Below are 18,139 nucleotides of genomic sequence, written 5' to 3' on the forward strand. Positions count from 1 at the left end.
AAGGGCTCCGCCGGCATCAAGACAGGATCCCACCATGAAACTTCCCACCTGCCCCTTCACCGTCACTGACTGGAGCAAGGTCGAGCCGACCACGCATGCCGGCGAGACCGGCCAGGCGCTGTGGCGCACGCTCAACATCGGCGATCTCCGGGTGCGGATGGTGGAGTATTCGCCGGGCTATCTCGCCGACCATTGGTGCGACCGTGGCCACGTGATCTTCGTCGTGAAGGGCGAACTCGACAGCGAGCTGCGCGACGGGCGCAAGTTCAAGCTGACGGCGGGGATGAGCTACCAGGTCTCGGATTTCGGCGATGCCGCGCACCGGTCCTCGACGGCCACCGGCGCCACGCTTTTCATCGTGGATTGAGACGCGCCGGCCGGTTTTATTTGCAGCGCAAAATAGCAAAGTCTCGCGAGACGCCGGACCACGGGTGATGCCTTGAAGAAGCCCAAAATCTCGCTATAATGTGATCATCGATACTTGGCCGAACGACTGGGCCGCTTCCCTTCGTTGCAGACGGGCGCGCACGCTTCAGATGACTTCTCCAAACATCGACTGAACAGGATCATGGGCGCAGCGACGCGTACCGGTCCGCGCGTACCATCTCTAACAAAGGAAATTCCCATGGCTATGGGCACCGTGAAGTGGTTCAACACCCAAAAGGGTTATGGTTTCATCCAGCCGGATGACGGCCAGAAGGACGTGTTCGTCCACATCAGCGCTGTCGAGCGCGCCGGCCTCTCGACCCTCAACGAGGGCCAGAAGGTCTCGTTCGACATCGTGGCCGACCGCCGCAGCGGCAAGTCGTCGGCTGACAATCTCCGCGTCGGCTAATACCCGCGCACCGTTCTGACCACGGACGTACCGGCAGAACGCAAGAATTAGAAAGCCCCGCGACCGGGATCCGGTTCGGGGCTTTTGTTTTGGGCGGCCGCCTCCGTCATTCCGGGGCGCCCGGAGGGCGATGCCGGAATCCATCGCGCGACTGTCTCTGCGGCTCAATGGATTCCGGGCTCTCGCTTCGCGAGCCCCGGAATGACGGCGGAGCGAGATCAGCCCACCTTCTTCAGCACCGACACGAAAAACCCGTCCGTCCCGGTCCGCCGCGGCGTCATCAGCCAGCCCTCCGGCGACTGCAGCGCGGCGTCCGCGAACGCTTCCGCCTTGTCCCAGAGCACGCTCGCGGTCTGCTCGGGCGGCACGACCGCGAACTCGGGATGCCGCGCGACGAACGCCCGCACCTGCTCGCCATTCTCCTCCGGCAGCACCGAGCAGGTGATGTAGGCGATGCGGCCGCCCGCCTTGACCAGCGGCACGGCGCGATCCAGGACCGCGGCCTGGTCGCGCAGGCGGATCTCGAGCGCGCCCGGCCGCATGCGCCATTTGGCGTCAGGGTTGCGGCGCCAGGTTCCGGTTCCCGTGCAGGGCGCGTCGATGACAACGAGATCGGCGGTGCCGCTGATCTCGGCCAGCGGATCGGCCTCGCCCTTGGGCGTGCGGACATCGGCGTTGTGGACGCCGGCGCGCGAGAGGCGTTCGTGGATCGGCATGAGCTGGCGCTTGTCGCTGTCGGTCGCGATCAGCCGGCCCTTGCCCTGCATCATCGCGGCCAGCGCCAGCGTCTTGCCACCGGCGCCTGCACAGAGATCGATCACCTGCTCGCCGGGTTTTGCCGCGGTGAGCTGGGCCGCAAGCTGCGATCCTTCATCCTGCACTTCAACGGCGCCCTTGATGAAATCCTCTTCGGCCTGGATGCCGGGGTTGCGCGCATCGGCCGAAAGCTCGATGCGCAAGCCGTTTACGGACCATGGCGTCGGTTTCGCATGAAGATGAGCAAGCCCGCGCAGCACCTTGTCGCGATTGGACTTTAGCGTGTTGACGCGAAGGTCGAGCGGCGCCCGGCTCGCCATCGCGACGGCTTCGGCAACGCGGTCCTCGCCGAACGCTTTTGCCAGATGGGAATCGAGCCATTCGGGATAGTCGCCGGCGATCGCGGCCGGGGCATCCTTCAGGGAACGCGAGGCCAGCGCCGCCAGCTCGGCGTCGGTCAGCGGCGCCGGCGCGAACCGGCTGCCGTCGAACAAAGCGGCCATGGTGGCCGCATCCATGTTGCGCTCGAGGCGGAGCATGCCGATCAGCCGCGCCCGCGCGGTATCGGCATCCATCAGCCAGGCGCTCGAGGCATAGCGGCGCAGCACGTCCCAGACGAGGCCGGCGATCGCGGCGCGGTCGCCCGAGCCGGCGAAGCGGTGCGCGGTGCCCCACTCCTTCAGCGCCTTGGCTGCGGGCACGCGGTCCTTCTCGATGGTGTCAATCAGTTCGATGGCTGCGGACAGCCGGGCAGCGGGAGTCATTTGAATCTTTCAGATCAGCAACAGCATCTTCAGTGCGAAGTAGATCCACATCGCCAGCAGCACGAGCACGCCGGCGAGCCAGACCGTCGAGCGCCGGCGGAGGTCGTTGGAGGAGACGAAGACGCCGGCATGGGCAAACCGCGTCACCACGAACACCCAGGACATCAGCACGATGAAGAGATCGGCATGGCGCAAGGGGAGCGCCAACGCGATCAGGGCATAGAACAGCACCGGCAGCTCGAACTCGCCAAGCGCAATGTCGGGGCTCCTGGCCTCGCCCGAGCTGGATGCCTTGCGGCGCCCGAAGACCACGCCGATCAGCAGCGCGAAGGTGAGACCGACCTGCACGAAGACAGGCAGCAAAACCATTTGAATGGACATCGGAACTTTCCCGTGACGCGGAACGCCGCGGACCGTCATTAGCCGCGACCAGAGGCGCTGACAATCGACCAGTTGAACCGGTGTTCCCGATCCCGCGACCAAATCCCGTTAGTTAAAGCGATTTTTGGCCCTTGGGCCGCAAGGCGAACGACCGCCGTGACCAGCCTGACCAGCCTCTGGACCGAATCTGCTGACGGCTGGCTCGGCATCCTGATGTCGGCGATCTCGGGCATCGCGGCAGCGCTTGCCGTGGCGCTGGCGATGACAGTGTATTTCCGCTTGAGCTACCGGACCTGGCGCGACGTCGTCAGGCACGGCTTCGCCGTGCTCGCCGCGATTGTCCTGTTCGCCTTTGCCGCCTACGACATGCGCCATGCCGCGTTGGCCTATCTCAGCCTCAACCCGTCCAGGCCCGCCGTCGAGTTCGAGATCCGCATGCCCAGGGAGACGCTGACGGCGGTGTCCGATGCCCAGATCGAGCTGCACACTGACCGCAACCAGACACTGGCGCTGGTCGACGGCGTGCGCGAGCTCGGCGACGGCCGCGCGCTGCTGCGTGGCGCGGTGGTGCTCAACCATCGCACCGCGGACCGCGTGCTGGCCGTCAACCTGCCCGGCAAGGACACCTTCGAATTCCGCATCCGCCCGCCCGCCGAGCCGCACCGCTCGGAGGACTTCAGCCCGTGGCATCTCGCCGATCGCGTCGCCTCGCCAGTGGCGGGCGCAGTTGCGCCGCAGGACGCCTACACGATCCGCTACCGCGTGTTTTAAACTTTGTTTATTGCGATGCACGCCCGCACCGTCATCGTTCCGACGCGCGACACCGGGTAAGTTGACCGCATGTCCGAATTTCGCCTGACGCAGATTTCCGACACCCATCTCGGCCGGCGCTTCCCCGGCCTGATCGCCAACTTCCACCGTGTCAGTGAGCACATCGACGCCGATCGGCCCGATCTCGTCGTCAACACCGGCGACGTTTCGTTCGACGGACCGACCAGCCGCGACGATGTCGCATTCGCCAAGGGCCTGCACGACGCCCTGCCCGTCGCCTGCCGCTACATTCCAGGCAATCACGACATCGGCGACAATCCGACCGCAATCGGGCCGGCCCCCAAGCCGCCGGTCACCGAAGCCCACCGCCAGCAGTTTCGCGACATCATCGGCGAAGACCATTGGTCGTTCGAGGAAGCGGGCTGGCACTTCATCGGCCTCAACACGCTGGTGATGAATGCGGGGCTCGCCTTCGAGGCCGAGCAGTTCGACTGGCTGTCCTGGGAGATCGCGCGGACCAACGGAAAGCCGGTCGCGCTATTCCTGCACAAGCCGCTGTTCCTCAATTTGCCCGACGACCCCGAAACGCCGGAGACCTCGATCCGCTACGTGCCGCAGCCGTCACGCGCGCGGCTGATCGGGATGTTCGCGGGCGTCGATTTGCGCCTGATCGCCAGCGGCCACGTGCATCAACGGCGCGACTTCACTTTTCGCCACACCCGCCACGTCTGGGCGCCGTCGGCCGGCTTCAGGATCAACGATGCCCGCCAGGACCGCATCGCGATCAAGGAAGTCGGCCTGGTCGAATACCGCTTCAAGCCCGACAGTTTCGAGGTCCGCCACATCCGCGCCGCCGGACAGGTCGATGTCGATATCGAGGAGTTGTTCGCCCAGATGGGTGGGGAGCACTAACCGCGCTCGTCAGGCGACGCTCTTGAGATCCTGCTGGATCGCGGCGAGCAAGGATTGCAGCGCGTCGCTGTTGACCGGCTTTGCCTCAGCCTTCACGGACTGAACATTGGCTGGCGCGGCGGCCTTGAGCGGACGCTTCGGAAATGGCGGCGGAGGCACCGGCATCGCGGGCTGCGTGAGCGCGCCCTCGTCGTCGGTGTGCACGAACTTGCCATGAATGACGTCGTCATGACGTCCCATGACATACATCGCCGTCCAATAGCCGGCGGCCAGAACAATGACGCAGAAAATACCGATCTCTAACATCGCAACACCCGAAATATGTGCGATGATTCAATGCCTTCGCTTCGAGGTCAATGAACGACCGGTCGCACCTGCGGCTTTTGCGGGCAGGTGTGGCCGATCGGTGACTCTTTATTAACCACTCCCGCACGGGGAGTGGCCGATCTGCAACCAGGTCTTGCAGCCAAACCTTGGCAACTAAGCCTTGTCCGGCCTGACCCGCACCAGCTGCTTGCCGAAATTGGCGCCCTTCAGGAGCCCGATGAAGGCGCCGGGCGCGCTGTCCAGTCCCTCGGTAACGAACTCCTTGTACTTGACCTTGCCGTCGCGGACCCAGCCCGACATGTCGCGCAGGAAGTCGCCATGGCGCGAGGCGAAGTCGGAGACGATGAAGCCGCGGAAGTTCAGCCGCTTGGTCAGAATCGCACGCATCATCGCGCCGGCCCATTTCGGCGGCTTGGACTCGGTGTCGTTGTAATGGGCGATCAGGCCGCAGACCGGAATGCGCGCGAACGGATTGAGCAGCGGGAACACCGCCTCGAACACCGCACCGCCGACATTCTCGAAATAGACGTCGATGCCTTTCGGGCAGGCTTCCTTCAGCTTCGCGGCGAGATCGGGATCGCGATGGTCGAGGCAGGCGTCGAAGCCGAGCTCCTTCACCACGTAGTCGCACTTGTCCTTGCCGCCGGCGATGCCGACCGCGCGTGCTCCCTTGATCTTGGCGATCTGGCCGACGGCCGAGCCGACCGCCCCCGAGGCGCCGGCAACGACGACGGTCTGGCCTTCCTGCGGCTTGCCGATGTCGAGCAGGCCTGTGTACGCCGTCATGCCGGGCATGCCGAGCACGCCGATGGCGGTCGAGATCGGCGCGAGTTTCGGATCGACCTTGGCGAGCCCCTTGCCGTCCGAGATCGCATGGGTCTGCCAGCCCGCGCGCGAGAGCACGATGTCGCCCTTGGCGAAGTTCGGATTGTTGGACGCAGCGACTTCGCAGACCGTACCGGCTTCCATCACACCGCCGACCGGCACCGGCGTCGCGTAGGACGGACCGTCGCTCATGCGCCCGCGCATGTACGGATCCAGCGACAGCCAGATCGTGCGCAGCAGGACTTCGCCCTGCCCCGGCGTCGGAACAGCGAATTCCTCAGTGCGGAAATCGGACGGCTTTGGTTCGCCGACGGGACGCGCGGCGAGAACGATACGTTTTGCCTGGGACATGGGGCTTCCTCCGGATTGCTTTCGCCGCGAACGGAAGCGGAGGGAGGTAGCCGCGTCAATACAAAAGGACTCAAGGGCGGTGCGGCTGATGTCTGTCGACTGACGACTTTGAGAAATCTGGTGCATCACTCTTCGTCGTAATGCCCGGGCTTGACCCGGGCATCCACAAGCCGTGGAGCGAGAGCCAAGACGTGGATGGCCGGGTCAAGCCCGGCCATGACGAAGGAGAGAGCGGAGCGATCGAGCGAAAGCGACTAACCTCCGCCCGGATAATTCGGGCTCTCGCGCGTGATGGTCACGTCGTGGACGTGGCTTTCGCGCAGGCCGGCACCGGTGATGCGGACGAAGTTCGCCTTCTCGTGCAGCTCCTTCATGTCCTTGGCGCCGACATACCCCATCGCGGCGCGCAGGCCACCGGCGAGCTGGTGCATGACGTGACCGACCGCGCCCTTGTAGGGCACCTGGCCCTCGATGCCTTCAGGCACGAGCTTGAGCGTGTCCTTGATGTCCTGCTGGAAGTAGCGGTCGGCCGAGCCGCGCGCCATCGCGCCGACCGATCCCATGCCGCGATACGCTTTGTAGGACCGGCCCTGCCACAGGAAGACTTCGCCGGGCGTCTCGTCGGTGCCGGCAAGCAGGGAGCCCACCATCGCGATGTCGGCGCCGGCGGCAAGCGCCTTGGCAAGGTCGCCCGAAAACTTGATGCCGCCGTCGGCGATGACGGGGATGTCGGACTTCTTCGCGGCTTCCACCGCATCCATGATCGCGGTGAGCTGGGGCACGCCGACGCCGGCGACGATGCGCGTGGTGCAGATCGAGCCGGGGCCGATGCCGACCTTGATGCAGTCCGCGCCCGCATCGATCAGCGCCTGCGCGCCCTCGGTGGTGGCGACGTTGCCGGCAACGACCTGCACCGAGTTGGACAGACGCTTTATGCGGTTCACCGCATGCAGCACGTGGCGGGAATGGCCGTGCGCGGTGTCGACGACGATGAGGTCGACGCCGGCATCGATCAGCCGCTCGGTGCGCTCGAAGCCGGTGTCGCCGACGGTGGTGGCAGCGGCGACGCGCAGGCGGCCCTGCGCATCCTTGCAGGCGAGCGGATGAGCGACCGCCTTTTCCATGTCCTTCACCGTGACGAGGCCGACGCAGCGATACTGCTCGTCGACGACGAGCAGCTTCTCGATGCGATGCTGGTGCAGCATCCGCCGCGCCTCGTCCTGGCTGACATTCTCTCGCACCGTGACGAGACCTTCATGCGTCATCAGCTCGGAGACTTTTTGCCTGCGGTCGGTGGCAAAGCGCACGTCGCGGTTGGTGAGAATGCCGACCAGCTTGCCCGGCGTGGACTTGCCGGCGCCGGTGACGACGGGAATGCCGGAGATGCCGTGGTCGCTCATCAGCTTGAGCGCGTCGTCGAGCGTCGCCTCGGGGCTGATGGTGAGCGGGTTCACCACCATGCCCGACTCGTAGCGCTTGACCTGCCGCACCTGGGCGGCCTGCCCTTCCGGATCGAAATTGCGGTGGATGACGCCGAGGCCGCCGGCCTGCGCCATGGCGATCGCCATGCGGGCTTCGGTGACCGTGTCCATGGCGGAGGCCATGATCGGAATGTTGAGCGGAATGACGCGGGTGACGCGGGAGCGGATGTCGACTTCGCCCGGCATGACGTCCGACAGGCCTGGCTTCAACAGCACGTCGTCGAACGTAAGAGCTTCGCGAATGCCTTGAAGTTGCACCGTGGCCATTTGCCAACTCCTTCCTGCGGCCCTGCCGCAAATAGCTATGGATGAGCGCCGCCCTCGGCGTGCCTTGCGGCATCGCCGGAGAATCGGAGCCCATCGGTGGGGTTGACGCGGGTCGATAGCACGGCCGGATGACGAATCAAAGCAATTCGGATCGCTGGCCAGCCATGCACAGGGTTTTTAAGTAAATTCAGCGTGCCCCCGGCCTCCACCCGCCGTCATTCCGGGGCGCGACGAAGTCGCGAGCCCGGAATCCATTTCGCGGCGGTCGCTGCGGCCCGATGGATTCCGGGCTCGCGCCAGGTGGTGCGCCCCGGAATGACGAGAGAGGGTCACACCGATGTTACGCGCGATTTAGGTGCTATGCGTCGATCCGCAATGGTCCTGACCGAGTCGTGGTGGTAAGCCGCAACTCCACCCCTCTTCTGATTTTCATTACCAATCCGTCATGGTCGACAAGCAACGCGTCATTCCGCTGATCGTGGCCACCGCCCTGTTCATGGAAAACATGGATTCGACGGTGATCGCCACCTCGCTGCCGGCGATCGCCGCCGACATCGGCACCAGCCCGCTGACGCTGAAGCTCGCGATCACCTCTTACCTGCTGTCGCTGGCGGTGTTCATTCCGGCGAGCGGCTGGACCGCCGACCGGTTCGGCGCGCGGATGGTGTTCGCGATCGCGGTCGGCGTGTTCATGGTCGGCTCGGTCGGCTGCGCGCTCTCGAGTTCGGTCACCGATTTCGTGTTCGCGCGCATCCTCCAGGGCATGGGTGGGGCGATGATGACGCCGGTCGGGCGCCTCGTGCTGCTGCGCTCGGTTGACAAGAGCGCGCTGGTCAATGCCATGGCCTGGGTGACGGTCCCCGCGCTGATCGGTCCCGTGATCGGCCCGCCGCTCGGCGGCTTCATCACCACCTACGCGTCGTGGCACTGGATCTTCCTGATCAACATCCCGATCGGGCTGCTCGGCATCTTCATGGCGCTGAAGTTCATCGACCCGATCAAGAGCGAGGAACGCGAGCCGTTCGATCTCTACGGCATGGTGCTCGCCGGGCTCGGGCTTGCGGGCATTGCCTTCGGCCTGTCGGTGGCCGGCCTCAACCTGCTGCCGTGGAGCACGGTCGCGGCGCTGGTCGTCGGCGGCTCGATCTCGATGACGCTCTACGTCATCCATGCCCGGCGGACCGGATCGCCGGTACTGGATTTTTCGCTGCTGAACCTGCCGACGCTGCGCGCGGCCGTGCTCGGCGGATTCCTGTTCCGGCTCGGCATCGGCGCACTGCCGTTCCTGCTGCCGCTCTTGATGCAGATCGGCTTCGGGCTGTCGCCGTTCAAGTCGGGCCTCGTCACGTTTGGCTCCTCGCTCGGCGCCATGGGCATGAAGGCGCTGGCGGCACGCATCATCCGCACCTTCGGCTTCCGCAATCTGATGACGGTGAATGCGATCGTCAGCGCGGTCTTCCTCGGCGTCTGCGCACTGTTCACCGTGACCACGCCGCTGCTCATCATCATGGTGATCCTGGTGGTCGGCGGCTTCTTCCGCTCGCTGGAGTTCACAGCGATCAACACAGTGGCCTATGCCGAGGTCGAGACCGCGCAGATGAGCCGCGCCACCACGCTGGTCAGCGTCAACCAGCAGCTCGCGGTCTCCGCCGGCGTCGCCGTCGGCGCGGCCTCGGTCGAGACGACGATGTGGCTCAGCCATGTCAGCGAGCTCAACGCCACCGTGTTCGCCCCCGCCTTCGTCGTGGTGGCGCTGACCTCGGCGGCATCGAGCTGGTTCTTCTGGCAGATGCCCGCGGACGCCGGCCACGAGATCTCCGGCCGCAAGGTGGGGGATATTTCCAGCCGCAAGGGCGCGGCGAAGAGCGCGGCAAGCGCCGCCGTCAAGACCGCGACGGAAGATACGCAGGACGTGCGGGATCAGCGGCTGGGGTAGCACCTGCCGCCATTTTGACGGCGGCCCCGCTCCCTAGTCGACGAAGCCGACCTTGATGCGCCGGTTTTGACGTCCCTTGTTGTCGACCTTGAGAATGCGCACCGGCCGCGTTTGCCCGGTCGAACCGAGATGCGTTCCCCCACATGCCTGCCGGTCGAGATCTCCTATCTCGACAATGCGGACGTTGCCGTCCGCCTGACGCGGAGGCGACACACTCTTGCTGCGAAAGAGACCGGGAACGGAATTGGCTTCGTCCCAGCGCATCTGATATGTCCGGATCGGAAGATCCTGCCGGATAACGTCGTTGATCGGATCAGCCAGAGCGCGAAGCCTGTCCGCTTCCGAACCGGTCAGATCGAAATCGATCCGGAACGTTCCGTCCGCCGAAAGCTGCGCGCCGGTGAGCAAGGCTCCGCCGAAGTTCTGAAACACCACGCTGTTGGTGACATGGGCGAGCGTGTGCAGCTCGCACATGAGGCGGCGAAAGGCTGCGTTTACCGAGACGTGGACGGGACCGAATATCTCGGCTTCGCCGTCGAATTCGTGCCACCAGCCCCGCTCGTCAGACTTCAAGGCGCGGATATCCGCTTCGCCTTTGCTCCATTGGATGGACGCCCTGTCGGGGAGTTGGCCTCCGCCTCCCGGGAATACGGGTGTTTGAGCAAGAAGCACCGCGCCAGGCCGGGTGTCGAGGACATCTGCCTCCAGTTCGAGCACCTGAGGGGCGCCCTGGCAAAGAAGATGCATGACGTTTCCTTTCGTTCCGCCAAGCCTTTGCCGTCGCGTCCCCGGACGGCCGCCGGGTCTCAGCTGCCGCCGCGAAATCCCGTCGCAAGCACGTACCGCTCCGACGAGTCCTGCCGGCTCGCTGCGGGCTTCACATGGCGCACGGTCGCAAAGTCGCGCTTGAGCTGGGCGAGCAGCTCGGCGTCGGCGCCGCTCTGGAACGCCTTGGCCAGGAAGGTACCGCCGGGCTTGAGCACGTCGCAGGCGAACGCCGCGGCGGTCTCGATCAGGCCGACGATGCGAAGCTGGTCGGTCTTGCGGTGGCCGGTGGTGTTGGCGGCCATGTCGGACATCACGACGTCGGCGCCGCCGCCGAGCATCGCGTTCAGCTTCGCCGGGGCGTCATTGTCCATGAAGTCGAGCTGCGCGAACTCGACGCCGGCGATCTCGGGCATATCAAGAAGATCGATCGCGACGACCTTGCCCTTGCCGTCGATCGAGCCGACCCGCTTAGCGGCGATCTGGCTCCAGCCGCCCGGCGCTGCGCCGAGGTCGACGACCGACATTCCGTGTTTCAGCAGCCGGTATTTGTCGTCGATCTCGAGCAGCTTGAATGCGGCGCGCGAGCGATAGCCCAGCGCCTTCGCCTTGACCACATAGGGGTCATTGAGCTGCCGCTCCAGCCACAGCTTCGACGACAATTTGCGCTTGCCGCCGGTCTTGACCTGGACGTGCAAGCGGCCGGTCGTGTCCTTGGCCATCTCACCAGCTCCCGAGCGCGCCGTCCTCGCGCATCATCTCGACCAGCATGCCCTCGCGCAGGCCCCGGTCGGCGACGCGCAGGCGCGGCAGCGGGAAGGCGCGACGGATCGCGTCGAGGATGGCGCAGCCGGCGAGCACGAGATCGGCGCGCTCGACGCTGATGCAGCTGTTGCCGGCGCGCTCCTCGTAGCTCATGCCGAGCAGCTTGCTGATGGTCGCGGTGATGTCGGTATCGTGCATCCAGACGCTGTCGATGCGGCGGCGATCATAGCGCACGAGATTGAGATGAATGCCGGCCAGCGTCGTCACGGTGCCGGAGGTGCCGAGCAGGTGCATGTCGGCGAGATCGCCGCCGTGCTGTTCGGCGAACGGCGCCACGTGGTTGGCGACCTCCTGCTCCATCGCGGCATAGATCTCGGGTGTCACGTCGCGGCCGCCGAACTGCTCGGCGAGCGTGACCACGCCGAGCGGGATCGACATCCACGCCTTGATGCGCGGCTCCGGATTCTCCGGATCGCGCTCGATCCGCACGAGTTCGGTCGAGCCGCCGCCGATGTCGAACAGGATCGCGCCCCTGCCCCTGGGATCGACCAGCGGCGAGCAGCCGAGCACGGCGAGCGAGGCCTCGGTCTCGCGGTCGATCACCTCCAGCTCGATGCCGGTCTCGGCCGCGACGCGGCTGCGGAACCCCTCCGCATTCGAGGCCGCGCGGCAGGCTTCGGTCGCGATCAGCCGCAGCCGCCGCGCCCTCCGCAGGTTGATCTTGTCGCGGCAGATGCTGAGCGCCACGATGGCGCGCTCGATCGCGGCCTCGCTGATGCACCCGGTTGCCGAGACGCCCTCGCCGAGCCGGATGATGCGCGAGAAGGAATCGACCACGCGAAAGCCGTCGCTGGTCGGAGAGGCGATCAGGAGCCTGCAATTGTTGGTGCCGAGGTCCAGCGCCGCGTAGACGCCGGTTCCCGGCGTTTGCGCGGCGACAGCCGGTTCGGGGGCCAACGCCACCGCCGCCATCGACCCCTCGAGCCCACCGTGCGGCGCATGGCCGTCGCGGAGCCGCGTGTGGTCATTCATATAAACTGTCTTTCCGCGGCCGGTTCGGGCCGATCTGGAATTGCTTTTTCGCCTGAAACATTAGCAGCGCGTCAGTCCTGCGCAACAACGCATCACATGGGACCATGCCCATTCGTGCGTTGTCGTGAACGAGGCGGTGGGTTATTTGAAGGGACCCGGTCCCCCCAAGCGCCCACAAAACGCGCAATTGCCGGCTTTTCAGGTCATTTCCATGCAAGAACACACCAAATCGTCCACGCTCGAAAACGCTATTGCACTGCAAAAATACGGCGTCGGGCAACCGGTCCGCCGCAAGGAAGACGACACGCTGGTGCGCGGCAAGGGCCGCTATACCGACGATTTCAACCTGCCCGGCCAGGCCTATGCCGTGGTGGTCCGCTCGACCCATGCCCATGGCGTGATCCGCGGCATCGGCCTTGATGCCGCCAAGGCGATGCCGGGCGTGCTGGGGGTGTGGACCGGCAAGGACCTCGACGCCGCCGGCTACGGCCCCTTCACCTGCGGCCTGCCGCTGAAGAACCGCGACGGCTCCCCCCTGCTCCAGACGAACCGCCAGCCGCTGGCGACCGACAAGGTCCGCTTCGTCGGCGATCCCGTCGCCTTTGTCGTGGCCGAGACGCTGGCGCAGGCCCGCGACGCGGCCGAAGCCGTTGAACTCGACATCGAGCCGCTGCCGGCCGTGACCGATCCCGAGGAAGCCGCAAAACCCGGCGCACCGCAGCTCTACGACCACATCCCGAACAACGTCGCGCTCGACTACCATTACGGCGACATGGACAAGGTCAACGCAGCGTTCGCAGGCGCGGCCCACGTTACCAGGATTGACATCGAGAACACCCGCGTCGCCGTGGTCTCGATGGAACCACGCGTCGGCCTGGCCTCCTACGACAAGACCACCGAGCGCTACACCATCCAGATGCCGACGCAGGGCGTCGCGGGCAACCGCGCCAACCTCGCCAAGAACCTGAAAGTGCCGAACGAGAAGGTCCGCATCCTCACCGCCAATGTCGGCGGCTCCTTCGGCATGAAGAACGTCAACTACCCCGAATACATGTGCATCCTGTACGCGGCCAAGGCGCTGGGACGCCCGGTGAAGTGGCTCGACGAGCGCTCGACCGCCTTCCTCTCCGACAGCCACGGCCGCGCGCAGAAGATCCATGCCGAGCTGGCGCTCGACGCCGAGGGGCACTTCCTCGCGGCGAAGCTGTCCGGCTACGGCAATCTCGGTGCCTACATCACCGGCGTCGCGCCCGGCCCGCTCTCGCTCAACACCGGCAAGAACTTCTCCAGCGTCTACCGCACGCCGCTGATGGGCATCGACATCAAGACGGTGCTGACCAACACCACGCTGATGGGCGCCTATCGCGGCGCCGGCCGGCCCGAGGCGAACTACTACATGGAGCGGCTGATCGACCGCGCAGCCGACGAGATGGGCATCAACCGGCTGACCATGCGCAAGCGCAACTTCATCAAGCCGAACCAGATCCCGTTCGCGGCCTCCTCCGGCGTCACCTATGACAGCGGCGACTTCCAGGCCGTCTTCAACAAGGCGCTGGAAATCTCCGACCACGAGAATTTCGCCAAGCGCAAGAAGGAGAGCAAGAAGACTGGCAAGCTGCGCGGCATCGCCGTGGGCTCCTATCTCGAGGTCACCGCGCCGCCGAGCCCCGAGCTCGGCAAGATCGTGTTCGATCCCGACGGCAGCGTGCAGCTGATCACCGGTACGCTCGATTATGGCCAGGGCCACGCGTCCGCATTCGCGCAGGTGCTTTGTTCGCAACTCGGTGTGCCCTTCGACAGCGTCAAGCTGGTGCAGGGCGACAGCGATATCGTCCACACCGGCAACGGCACCGGCGGCTCGCGCTCGATCACCGCGAGCGGGCAGGCCATCGTGGAGGCCTCGAAGCTGGTCATCGAAAAGGGCAAGCGCGCCGCTGCGCACATGCTCGAAGCGTCCGAGGCCGACATCGAGTTCGCCGACGGCAGCTTCACCATCGCCGGCACCGACCGCAGCATCGACATCATGGAGCTGGCCAAGCGCCTGCACGACGGCAAGGCGCCGGACGGCGTGCCTGACTCTCTCGACGTCGACCACACCAGCGAGCCGGTGCCGTCGGCGTTCCCGAACGGCTGCCACGTCGCCGAGGTCGAGATCGACCCTGACACCGGCGTGGTCCAGATCGTGCGCTACAGCGCGGTCAACGATTTCGGCACGGTGATCAACCCGATGCTGGTCGCGGGCCAGCTCCATGGCGGCGTGGTCCAGGGCATCGGCCAGGCGCTGATGGAGCAAGTCCGCTACGACGAGAGCGGGCAGCCAATCACGGGCTCGCTGATGGACTACGCGCTGCCCCGCGCCGAGGACGTGCCGAACATGACGGTCGGCGATCACCCGGTGCCGGCCACGACCAATCCGCTCGGCAGCAAGGGCTGCGGCGAAGCCGGCTGCGCCGGCAGCCTGTCGACCGTCGTGAACGCGGTGGTCGACGCGCTCTCCGATTACGGCATCAAGCACATCGACATGCCGCTGACCCCGGAGCGGGTGTGGCGCGCGATCCAGGACGCGAAGGGGAAGGCGGCGTAAGGGACTTTCTTTCTCTGCCGACATGGCCGGGCTTGTCCCGGCCATCCACGCCTTGCCTCGATGCACGAAGAACGTGGATGCCCGGGACAAGTGTTTAGCCCGGGCATGACGACGTGGTGACGATGTGCCTACTTCCGCCTACGCCACCGCCTGCTCGCGCGGCTGGGTGATCGCGGTGTGCTGGCAGTGCGCGAGCGGCGTCGTGCCGTTGGCGACCACCAGCGCGTCGAGCTCGACGAAGCGGTGGCCCTTCTTCTCGTAGGTCGCGGTGACCTTCGCGCGTGCGGTGATCTCGTCGCCGACGCGCGCGGCCGACAGCAGCTGCATGCGGCTGCCGACGTGGATCCACGGGCCCAGAATGGTATTGTCGACCAGCACGCGGTTCATCACGCGCTGGATGAGGCCGGGATGGCCAAATCCCTCGCGCGCGAAAATCGGATCGGTCTCCCTGATATCGGCGAGATAATCGGCCGCGTCCTGCCCGATCCATCGGCGCGGCATCGTGCCGAGCCATTTGCCGGTCTCGAAGGTCGCGGGACCGACCGGCTTGCGCTCGGCCACCGCGGGCACCTCGACATAGTCGCTCAACGAAACCACGGGCGCAGCCGCCGGCAGCGACGCTGTCCCGGTGGCGCAGAGCTCGGTGCGGCTGAACACCTCGATCGTGAGCTGGCCGTCGTGCTCGGTCGCGTCGACGTCGGCGGTTTCGCCGTCATAGACCGGCTTGATGAAGCGGGCCTCGATCAGCCCGTGGCTGAGGAAATCGCGGCCCCAGCGCGCGACCGGCACGTGCATCATGTAGGCGAAGACGTCGACGCCGGGGACCAGCCCGCCGGAAAAGCCGAAACGGCGCGCCACGCTGTCGTCGTGCATCTTGTTTTCGGATTGCTTGGCAGTGTTGTAGGCCTCGACGCGGTAGGTTTCGAGCCGGCTCGGCATTGGCGGACCATCCCTGGATTCTTGTTGCTTCGAGGCCGATGGTAGGCCCCGGGGAACACGGGTCAATCCCCTCGCCTTTGGGGCCCGAATGGGGTACCACGCCGCGAATGACTGACACCCCCACCCGTATCTATGTCGACGCCGACGCCTGCCCGGTCAAGGACGAGATCTACCGCGTCGCGCTCCGGCACGGCGTGCCCGTGAGCGTGGTCGCCGGCAACTTCATCCGCGTGCCACAGGATCCGCTGATCGAGCGCATCGCGGCGGGCGCCGGCATGGATGCCGCCGACGACTGGATCGTGGAGCGGGTCAAGCCCGGCGACGTCGTCGTCACCTCCGACATTCCGCTGGCCAGCCGCTGCGTGAAGGCGGGCGCCGACGTGATCGCGCCGAACGGCAAGCCGTTCACGGAAGAATCAATCGGGATGACGCTGGCGGTGCGCAATCTGATGACCGATCTGCGCTCGGCCGGTGAAGTCACGGGCGGCCCGCGGTCGTTCGCGCCACGCGACCGCTCGGCCTTCCTCTCCGCGCTCGACCAGACGCTGCGCCGGATCCAGCGCCGCCGCGCCGATCAGGCCGCAACGAGTCAGGGCTGACGATGGCGCCGCCGCTGATCCAACTGAAAGACATCAAGCTGACCTTCGGCGGCACGCCGTTGCTGTCAGGCGTCGAGCTCAACGTCGCGGCCGGCGAGCGGGTCTGCCTGATCGGCCGCAACGGCTCCGGCAAGTCGACGCTGCTCAAGATCGCGGCCGGCCTGGTCGAGCCCGACGGCGGCACGCGCTTCGTGCAGCCCGGTGCCACCGTCCGCTATCTGCCGCAGGAGCCAGATTTCGGCGAGCACAAGACCACGCTCGGCTATGTCGAATCCGGGCTCGCGCCCGGCGACGATTCCTATCAGGCGCGCTATCTGCTGGAGCAGCTTGGCCTCAGCGGCGACGAGGACCCGCACAACCTCTCGGGCGGCGAGGCGCGCCGTGCGGCCCTGGCCTATGTGCTGGCGCCCTCGCCCGACATATTGCTGCTGGACGAGCCGACCAACCATCTCGATCTCGCCACCATCGAGTGGCTGGAAAAGGAGCTCGACAGCCGCCGCAGCGCGCTGGTGATCATCAGCCATGACCGCCGCTTCCTCACCAATCTCTCCCGCTCCACGGCTTGGCTCGATCGTGGCAAGATCAAGCAGATCGACCGCGGCTTTGCCTCGTTCGAGAGCTGGCGCGACGAGGTGCTGGCGGAAGAAGAGCGCGACCAGCACAAGCTCGACCGCAAGATCGTCGACGAGGAGCACTGGCTGCGCCACGGCGTCTCCGGTCGCCGCAAGCGCAACGTCAAGCGGCTCGGCAATCTGCATGCGTTGCGCGACCAGCGGCGCAACTATCGCGGCACCGCCGGCACCGCCAGTCTCGCCGCGGCCGAGGCGGATCAGTCCGGCAAACTGGTGATCGAAGCCAAGGGCATCACCAAGGCCTATGGTGAGCGCATGATCGTCGACAATTTCTCCACCCGCATCCAGCGCGGCGACCGGATCGGCATCATCGGGCCGAACGGCGCCGGCAAGACCACGCTGGTCAATCTGCTTACCGGCGGCATGCAGCCTGATACCGGCACCGTGCGGCTTGGGGCCAATCTGGAGACGGCCACGCTCGACCAGCACCGCGAAAGCCTCGATCCCAAGTCGACGCTGGCGGAGGCGCTCACCGGCGGCCGCGGCGACCAGATCATGGTCGGCGGCAAACCGAAGCATGTTGTCGGCTACATGAAGGACTTTCTGTTCGCGCAGGAGCAGCGCGGCACGCCGGTGGAGGTGCTCTCGGGCGGTGAACGCGGCCGGCTGATGCTGGCACGCGCGCTGGCAAAGCCTTCGAACCTGCTGGTGCTGGACGAGCCGACCAACGATCTCGATCTCGAAACCCTCGACGTACTCGAAGACATGCTCGGCGATTACGAGGGCACAGTGATCCTGATCAGTCATGACCGCGACTTCCTCGACCGCGTCGTGACGTCAGTCATCGCGCCGGAGGGCAACGGCAAGTGGACCGAATATGCCGGTGGCTACAGCGACATGCTAATCCAGCGCGGCGCAGACCTGAAGCGCGAGACCGCGAAGGCGCAGCCGAGCGCGGACAAGAAGGAAGAGCGATCCACCGCTCCCGCATCCGTAGCCAAGCGCAAGCTGAGCTTCAACGAAAAGCACGCGCTGGACACCCTGCCGAAGACGATGGAAAAATTGCAGGCAGATATCGCCAGGCTGCAACGCGTGCTCGACGATCCCGGCCTCTATACCAAGGACCGCAAGAAATTCGACGATACGTCTGCCGCCATCGCCAAGGCGCATGAAGAACTGTCCGCCGCCGAGGAGCGCTGGCTCGAACTGGAAATGCTCCGCGAAGAGATTGAACAGGCCTAGCGCGCATTCCGCAAAAGTGGGCACCGGTTTTGCGA

The 18,139-nt window shown here is 65.8% G+C and carries 17 protein-coding genes; 8 read left to right on the top strand and 9 right to left on the bottom strand.

The window, feature by feature from the left end; translation table 11 throughout:
- Positions 1-34: 34 nt before the first annotated feature.
- On the top strand, positions 35-367 hold the full coding sequence (locus WHZ77_RS19825) for a DHCW motif cupin fold protein (RefSeq protein WP_375309472.1): 333 nt from the start codon (positions 35-37) through the stop codon (positions 365-367).
- Positions 368-625: 258 nt separating this feature from the next.
- Complete coding sequence (locus tag WHZ77_RS19830; protein ID WP_015686739.1) at positions 626-835, top strand: cold-shock protein; 210 nt, start codon at positions 626-628, stop codon at positions 833-835.
- A 218-nt stretch (positions 836-1,053) separates the two neighbouring features.
- Here the strand turns inward: WHZ77_RS19830 and WHZ77_RS19835 are convergent, their stop codons facing one another.
- Together WHZ77_RS19835 and WHZ77_RS19840 are read right to left on the bottom strand one after the other, a co-directional pair.
- Positions 1,054-2,355 carry an RsmB/NOP family class I SAM-dependent RNA methyltransferase gene (locus WHZ77_RS19835; RefSeq protein WP_375309473.1) on the bottom strand — a complete coding sequence of 434 codons (1,302 nt, stop codon included), beginning with the start codon at positions 2,353-2,355 and terminating at the stop codon, positions 1,054-1,056.
- A gap of 9 nt (positions 2,356-2,364) precedes the next feature.
- A complete protein-coding gene (locus WHZ77_RS19840; RefSeq protein WP_375309474.1) occupies positions 2,365-2,736 on the bottom strand; it encodes an MAPEG family protein in 372 nt (123 codons plus the stop codon).
- Between the two features lie 156 nt (positions 2,737-2,892).
- Here WHZ77_RS19840 and WHZ77_RS19845 point away from each other — a divergent pair, with 156 nt between their 5' ends.
- Positions 2,893-3,507: an acriflavin resistance protein gene (locus WHZ77_RS19845; protein ID WP_375309475.1), complete on the top strand. Its 615-nt coding sequence runs from the start codon at positions 2,893-2,895 to the stop codon at positions 3,505-3,507.
- 69 nt (positions 3,508-3,576) lie between these two features.
- A complete protein-coding gene (locus WHZ77_RS19850) occupies positions 3,577-4,419 on the top strand; it encodes a metallophosphoesterase family protein (RefSeq protein WP_375309476.1) in 843 nt (280 codons plus the stop codon).
- Between the two features lie 9 nt (positions 4,420-4,428).
- On the opposite strand, the gene WHZ77_RS19855 is transcribed toward WHZ77_RS19850, so the two are convergent.
- The 3 genes from WHZ77_RS19855 to guaB form a co-directional block, all read right to left on the bottom strand.
- Positions 4,429-4,725 (bottom strand): hypothetical protein, encoded by a 297-nt coding sequence (locus WHZ77_RS19855; protein ID WP_375309477.1) that lies wholly within the window; start codon positions 4,723-4,725, stop codon positions 4,429-4,431.
- Between the two features lie 174 nt (positions 4,726-4,899).
- Positions 4,900-5,922 (bottom strand): NADP-dependent oxidoreductase, encoded by a 1,023-nt coding sequence (locus WHZ77_RS19860; protein WP_375309478.1) that lies wholly within the window; start codon positions 5,920-5,922, stop codon positions 4,900-4,902.
- 254 nt (positions 5,923-6,176) lie between these two features.
- Positions 6,177-7,670, bottom strand: coding sequence for an IMP dehydrogenase (gene guaB, locus WHZ77_RS19865; protein ID WP_375309479.1), 1,494 nt, complete (start codon positions 7,668-7,670; stop codon positions 6,177-6,179).
- 445 nt (positions 7,671-8,115) lie between these two features.
- Between guaB and WHZ77_RS19870 the strand changes: the two genes are divergently transcribed.
- Positions 8,116-9,606 (top strand): DHA2 family efflux MFS transporter permease subunit, encoded by a 1,491-nt coding sequence (locus tag WHZ77_RS19870; RefSeq protein ID WP_375309480.1) that lies wholly within the window; start codon positions 8,116-8,118, stop codon positions 9,604-9,606.
- A 33-nt stretch (positions 9,607-9,639) separates the two neighbouring features.
- On the opposite strand, the gene WHZ77_RS19875 is transcribed toward WHZ77_RS19870, so the two are convergent.
- From WHZ77_RS19875 to WHZ77_RS19885, 3 genes are read right to left on the bottom strand one after another with little or no spacing between them, the layout of a single operon-like run.
- Positions 9,640-10,353: an alanyl-tRNA editing protein gene (locus WHZ77_RS19875; protein WP_375309481.1), complete on the bottom strand. Its 714-nt coding sequence runs from the start codon at positions 10,351-10,353 to the stop codon at positions 9,640-9,642.
- 59 nt (positions 10,354-10,412) lie between these two features.
- Positions 10,413-11,093 carry an RlmE family RNA methyltransferase gene (locus WHZ77_RS19880; protein ID WP_375309482.1) on the bottom strand — a complete coding sequence of 227 codons (681 nt, stop codon included), beginning with the start codon at positions 11,091-11,093 and terminating at the stop codon, positions 10,413-10,415.
- Between the two features lies 1 nt (position 11,094).
- Positions 11,095-12,168 carry a Ppx/GppA phosphatase family protein gene (locus tag WHZ77_RS19885; protein ID WP_375309483.1) on the bottom strand — a complete coding sequence of 358 codons (1,074 nt, stop codon included), beginning with the start codon at positions 12,166-12,168 and terminating at the stop codon, positions 11,095-11,097.
- Positions 12,169-12,379: 211 nt separating this feature from the next.
- On the opposite strand from WHZ77_RS19885, the gene WHZ77_RS19890 reads away from it, so the two are divergent.
- Positions 12,380-14,752, top strand: a complete 2,373-nt coding sequence (locus WHZ77_RS19890) for a xanthine dehydrogenase family protein molybdopterin-binding subunit (RefSeq protein ID WP_375309484.1) — start codon at positions 12,380-12,382, stop codon at positions 14,750-14,752.
- 138 nt (positions 14,753-14,890) lie between these two features.
- Here the strand turns inward: WHZ77_RS19890 and WHZ77_RS19895 are convergent, their stop codons facing one another.
- Entirely contained in the window at positions 14,891-15,691 is an 801-nt protein-coding gene (locus tag WHZ77_RS19895) for a hypothetical protein (protein ID WP_375309485.1), read from the bottom strand.
- A gap of 107 nt (positions 15,692-15,798) precedes the next feature.
- Here WHZ77_RS19895 and WHZ77_RS19900 point away from each other — a divergent pair, with 107 nt between their 5' ends.
- Together WHZ77_RS19900 and WHZ77_RS19905 are read left to right on the top strand one after the other, a co-directional pair.
- A complete protein-coding gene (locus WHZ77_RS19900; RefSeq protein WP_375309486.1) occupies positions 15,799-16,290 on the top strand; it encodes a YaiI/YqxD family protein in 492 nt (163 codons plus the stop codon).
- 2 nt (positions 16,291-16,292) lie between these two features.
- Positions 16,293-18,104: an ABC-F family ATP-binding cassette domain-containing protein gene (locus tag WHZ77_RS19905; RefSeq protein WP_375309487.1), complete on the top strand. Its 1,812-nt coding sequence runs from the start codon at positions 16,293-16,295 to the stop codon at positions 18,102-18,104.
- The last annotated feature ends 35 nt before the right edge of the window (positions 18,105-18,139 follow it).

Source organism: Bradyrhizobium sp. A5, from assembly GCF_042076515.1.
In the GTDB taxonomy this organism is placed as follows: domain Bacteria; phylum Pseudomonadota; class Alphaproteobacteria; order Rhizobiales; family Xanthobacteraceae; genus Bradyrhizobium; species Bradyrhizobium cosmicum.

Coding starts and splice junctions, on each gene's coding strand:
- WHZ77_RS19825 (WP_375309472.1), top strand. CDS start 35: ATGAAACTTCCCACCTGCCCCTTCACCGTCACTGACTGGAGCAAGGTC.
- WHZ77_RS19850 (WP_375309476.1), top strand. CDS start 3,577: ATGTCCGAATTTCGCCTGACGCAGATTTCCGACACCCATCTCGGCCGG.
- WHZ77_RS19870 (WP_375309480.1), top strand. CDS start 8,116: ATGGTCGACAAGCAACGCGTCATTCCGCTGATCGTGGCCACCGCCCTG.
- WHZ77_RS19840 (WP_375309474.1), bottom strand. CDS start 2,736: ATGTCCATTCAAATGGTTTTGCTGCCTGTCTTCGTGCAGGTCGGTCTC.
- WHZ77_RS19890 (WP_375309484.1), top strand. CDS start 12,380: ATGCAAGAACACACCAAATCGTCCACGCTCGAAAACGCTATTGCACTG.
- WHZ77_RS19855 (WP_375309477.1), bottom strand. CDS start 4,725: ATGTTAGAGATCGGTATTTTCTGCGTCATTGTTCTGGCCGCCGGCTAT.
- guaB (WP_375309479.1), bottom strand. CDS start 7,670: ATGGCCACGGTGCAACTTCAAGGCATTCGCGAAGCTCTTACGTTCGAC.
- WHZ77_RS19830 (WP_015686739.1), top strand. CDS start 626: ATGGCTATGGGCACCGTGAAGTGGTTCAACACCCAAAAGGGTTATGGT.
- WHZ77_RS19905 (WP_375309487.1), top strand. CDS start 16,293: ATGGCGCCGCCGCTGATCCAACTGAAAGACATCAAGCTGACCTTCGGC.
- WHZ77_RS19875 (WP_375309481.1), bottom strand. CDS start 10,353: ATGCATCTTCTTTGCCAGGGCGCCCCTCAGGTGCTCGAACTGGAGGCA.
- WHZ77_RS19880 (WP_375309482.1), bottom strand. CDS start 11,093: ATGGCCAAGGACACGACCGGCCGCTTGCACGTCCAGGTCAAGACCGGC.
- WHZ77_RS19885 (WP_375309483.1), bottom strand. CDS start 12,168: ATGAATGACCACACGCGGCTCCGCGACGGCCATGCGCCGCACGGTGGG.
- WHZ77_RS19860 (WP_375309478.1), bottom strand. CDS start 5,922: ATGTCCCAGGCAAAACGTATCGTTCTCGCCGCGCGTCCCGTCGGCGAA.
- WHZ77_RS19895 (WP_375309485.1), bottom strand. CDS start 15,691: ATGCCGAGCCGGCTCGAAACCTACCGCGTCGAGGCCTACAACACTGCC.
- WHZ77_RS19835 (WP_375309473.1), bottom strand. CDS start 2,355: ATGACTCCCGCTGCCCGGCTGTCCGCAGCCATCGAACTGATTGACACC.
- WHZ77_RS19900 (WP_375309486.1), top strand. CDS start 15,799: ATGACTGACACCCCCACCCGTATCTATGTCGACGCCGACGCCTGCCCG.